The sequence below is a fragment of the Actinotalea sp. C106 genome (assembly GCF_023630195.1).
Lineage (GTDB): Bacteria > Actinomycetota > Actinomycetes > Actinomycetales > Cellulomonadaceae > Actinotalea.
Window position 1 is genome coordinate 1 of the sequence record NZ_JALPKN010000286.1, and the last position, 3,859, is coordinate 3,859.

Annotated in this window: 3 protein-coding genes and 1 pseudogene; all 4 read left to right on the plus strand. The window is 72.5% G+C overall.

The window, feature by feature from the left end; all coding sequences use genetic code 11:
- On the plus strand, nucleotides 1–975 hold a 975-nt coding region (gene ftsY, locus L0B03_RS15010; RefSeq protein ID WP_250447238.1), incomplete at its 5' end, for a signal recognition particle-docking protein FtsY.
- 238 nt (nucleotides 976–1,213) lie between these two features.
- Complete coding sequence (locus L0B03_RS15015) at nucleotides 1,214–2,494, plus strand: ammonium transporter (RefSeq protein WP_250447241.1); 1,281 nt, start codon at nucleotides 1,214–1,216, stop codon at nucleotides 2,492–2,494.
- Entirely contained in the window at nucleotides 2,491–2,829 is a 339-nt protein-coding gene (locus tag L0B03_RS15020) for a P-II family nitrogen regulator (RefSeq protein WP_208055257.1), read from the plus strand. Before L0B03_RS15015 ends, L0B03_RS15020 begins: the two co-directional genes overlap by 4 nt.
- 55 nt (nucleotides 2,830–2,884) lie before the next feature.
- Nucleotides 2,885–3,859: pseudogene (locus L0B03_RS15025) on the plus strand (phosphohydrolase); the annotation flags it as partial.

Genomic DNA, 3,859 nt, shown 5'->3' on the forward strand with positions numbered 1-3,859 from the left:
AGCGCCCCCGCCGCGCCCGCCCTCGAGAGCCCCGAGCCGGTGGCCGGGCGCATGGCCAGGCTCCGTGAGCGTCTCGCGCGCTCCGGCTCCCCGCTCGGGTCCCGCCTGCTCACCGTCCTGTCCCGGGACCACCTCAGCGAGGACGACTGGGACGAGATCGAGGAGACCCTGCTCCTGGCCGACGTCGGCGCCGGGCCGACCGGCGAGCTCGTCGACCAGCTCCGCGAGCGGGTCCGCGTGCTGGGCGTCCGTGAGCCGGGCGCGGTCCGGGACCTGCTGCGCAGCCAGCTGATGGCTCTCGTCGACCCGACCCTCGATCGCTCGCTGAGCACCACCCCCGTCACCGACGGCGAGGGCGCGCCGCACCCGGCGGTGGTCCTGGTGGTGGGGGTGAACGGCACCGGCAAGACGACGACGGTCGGCAAGCTGGCCCGCGTCCTGGTCGCCGAGGGCAGCTCGGTCGTCCTGGGGGCCGCCGACACCTTCCGTGCGGCTGCTGCCGACCAGCTGCAGACCTGGGGCGCACGGGTCGGTGTGCCGACCGTCCGCGCCGAGCGCGACGGGGGAGACCCTGCGGCGGTGGCCTTCGACGCGGTGCGTCGCGGTCGGGAGGACGGCGCCGACGTCGTCCTGGTGGACACCGCCGGCCGGCTCCAGAACAAGGCAGGGCTCATGGACGAGCTCGGCAAGATCACCCGGGTGCTGTCCCGATCGGCACCGGTGAGCGAGGTGCTGCTGGTCCTCGACGCGACGACGGGTCAGAACGGGCTCAACCAGGCGCGGGTCTTCGCCGAGGTCGCCGGGGTGACCGGGATCGTCCTGACCAAGCTCGACGGCACCGCCAAGGGCGGCATCGTCGTGGCCGTGCAGCGCGAGCTCGGGGTGCCGGTCAAGCTCGTCGGGCTCGGTGAGGGTCCGGACGACCTCGCGCCCTTCGAGCCCGAGGCGTTCGTGGACGGCCTGCTCGAGGACTGAGGGCCCGGTCCCAGACCTCCCGGGACCGTGCCTGCGCCGGGCCGACGTCCGGCCGGCCGTCCACCTGCCAGGCCGACTGTCCACCAGTCGGAACGGTCTCGGCCGACCGAAACCTCCCGTTCACAACATCGGCGGTCTTGTCACCGAGCCGTAACCGCCCCCGAGCCGCGAGGAAACAGCGGCTCGGGAAGGTTGTCCCCGACCAGCCGCCCGGCTGGCGAGGGGAGAGGCGATCTCTATGGCTGAGTTGGACTCGGGCCTCACGGCGTGGATGCTGGTCTCGGCATCCTTCGTGCTGCTCATGACGCCAGGACTGGCGTTCTTCTACGGTGGGATGGTGCGCGGCAAGGCCGTGCTCAACATGATGATGATGTCCTTCGGCGCGATGGGCGTCGTGGGTGTGATCTACGTGCTCTGGGGCTGGTCGATGTCCTACGGCTCGGAGAGCGTCGGCGGGTTCTTCGCGAACCCGTTCGAGCAGTTCGGGCTCGGGGGCGGCGGCGTCTTCGACGAGAACGGCGAGGCCGTGATCGACGGCGGTCTGCCGATCATCGTCGACGTCGGCTTCCAGGCCACCTTCGCGATCATCACCGTGGCCCTGATCAGCGGTGCCCTCGCCGAGCGCGTGAAGTTCGGCACCTGGCTCGTCTTCGCGGGCCTGTGGGTGACCTTCGCCTTCTTCCCCATGGCGCACATGGTGTGGAGCGGCGGCCTGCTGAGCGGTGACGGCCCGTTCGCCGGCATCGCCGAGCCGGTGGACTTCGCCGGTGGCACCGTGGTCCACATCAACGCCGGTGTCGCGGCGCTCGTGCTCGCGCTCATCGTCGGCAAGCGCAAGGGCTTCGGCAGGGAGCCGATGCGCCCGCACAACCTCCCGTTCGTCATGCTCGGAGCGGGCCTGCTGTGGTTCGGCTGGTTCGGCTTCAACGCCGGCTCGGCCTACGGCGCCGACGGCGTCGCGGGTCTCGCCTGGGTCAACACGACCACCGCGGCCTGCGCGGCGATCCTCGGCTGGCTCATCACCGAGAAGATCCGCGACGGCCACGCCACCTCGCTGGGTGCCGCCTCGGGCATCGTCGCCGGTCTTGTGGCGATCACCCCGGCGGCCGGCGCGCTGAGCCCGGTCGGCTCGATCTTCCTCGGGCTGATCGCCGGAGCGCTCTGCGCCCTGGCTGTGGGCCTGAAGTACAAGTTCGGCTACGACGACTCGCTCGACGTCGTCGGCGTCCACCTCGTCGGTGGTCTCGTGGGCACCATCCTCATCGGGTTCCTCGCGACCGACGGTGGCCTGTTCTACGGCGGGGGCTTCAACCTCACGCTGGTCCAGATCATCATCGCCGCGGTCGCCATGGCGCTCTCCGCCGTGGTCACCTTGATCATCGGTCTCGGCCTCAAGGCCACCCTCGGGTGGCGCGTCAGCGAGGAGTCCGAGGTGAGCGGCATCGACCTCGCCGTGCACGGCGAGGCCGGCTACGAGACCCTCGGTGGGGCTCGCAAGACGACGGAGGTGAAGGCATGAAGCTGGTCACGGGAGTGATTCAGCCGCATCGGCTGGACGACGTGAAGTCGGCCCTCGAGGCCGCGGGCATCCGCGGGATGACGGTGAGCGAGGCGAGCGGCTACGGCCGTCAGCGTGGCCACACCGAGGTGTACCGGGGGGCCGAGTACACGGTCGACCTGATCCCCAAGGTGCGGGTCGAGGTCCTCGTCGACGACGAGGACGCAGCGAGCGTGACCGACGTGATCGTCGGTGCCGCGCAGACCGGCAAGATCGGTGACGGCAAGGTGTGGACCGTGCCCGTGGACGACGTGGCGCGGGTGCGCACCGGCGAGCACGGCTCGGCAGCGCTCTAGGCACCACCTGGCGCCCTGGGCGCCATCACCAGGACGACGGCTCGAGGGGGGCATCATGCAGCAAGGACCGCTCGGGCCGGTGGTCGCCCAACCAGACCCGGAGGTCCCGGACTCCCGCAGGGGGGTCCGGGACCTCCGGGTCGACCGGCTCGACCTCGCGTCCCGCATGACCGGACCGGGAAGCGACGGGACCGTCCGGCGCACCGCGCTCTCCCAGCTGGCCTCGCGCCGGCTCTCCGAGCTCTGGCACGACGTCGTGGCCGACCTCGAGACCACCGACGGGCTCGCCCTCGGTGCGGTCGGGAGCCTCGGACGCTCGGACGCGTCCCCCGCGAGCGACCTCGACCTGCTCCTGGTCCATGACGGCCGCACCCACGGCGACGCGACGGTGGCGCGGGTCGCCGAGCGGCTCTGGTACCCGATCTGGGACGCGGGGCTCGACCTCGACCACTCGGTGAGGTCGCTGTCGCAGTGCCGTCGGGTGGCCTCGGCGGACCTGCCCGCCGCGGTCGGGCTGCTCGACCTCCGCCACCTGGCTGGGGACCGCACGGTCGTGCACCGGGCCCGGACCGCCCTGCTGACCGACTGGCGCTCCGCGGCCCGGCGGCGGCTGCCCGAGCTGCTCGCCACAGCCAAGACCCGCGCCGAGCGCTCCGGGGAGCTGGCCTACCTCGTCGAGCCCGACCTCAAGGAGGCCCGTGGGGGGATCCGCGACGCCGTCGTGGTCTTCGCCCTCGCGGCCACCTGGCTCACCGACCGCCCGCACGGTCGCCTCGACGAGGCCTACGCGCACCTGCTCGACGTACGGGACGCCCTCCAGGTCGTCACCCGTCGCTCGACCAACCGCCTGCTGCGGGCGGACCAGGAGGAGGTCGCGGAGCGGCTCGGCGTCGGGGACGCCGACGACCTGCTCGCGGGGCTCGCCGAGGCCGGTCGGACGATCTCCTACTCCTTGGACACCACCGTGCGCCACGCCCGGCAGGCCCTCGCCCGGCCGTCGCTGCGCCGCCCGGTGCTCGTGCGCGGCCGC

Excerpts from the sequence above, each read along its gene's own strand:
- L0B03_RS15015 (WP_250447241.1), top strand. The coding sequence starts at position 1,214 with ATGGCTGAGTTGGACTCGGGCCTCACGGCGTGGATGCTGGTCTCGGCA.
- L0B03_RS15020 (WP_208055257.1), top strand. The coding sequence starts at position 2,491 with ATGAAGCTGGTCACGGGAGTGATTCAGCCGCATCGGCTGGACGACGTG.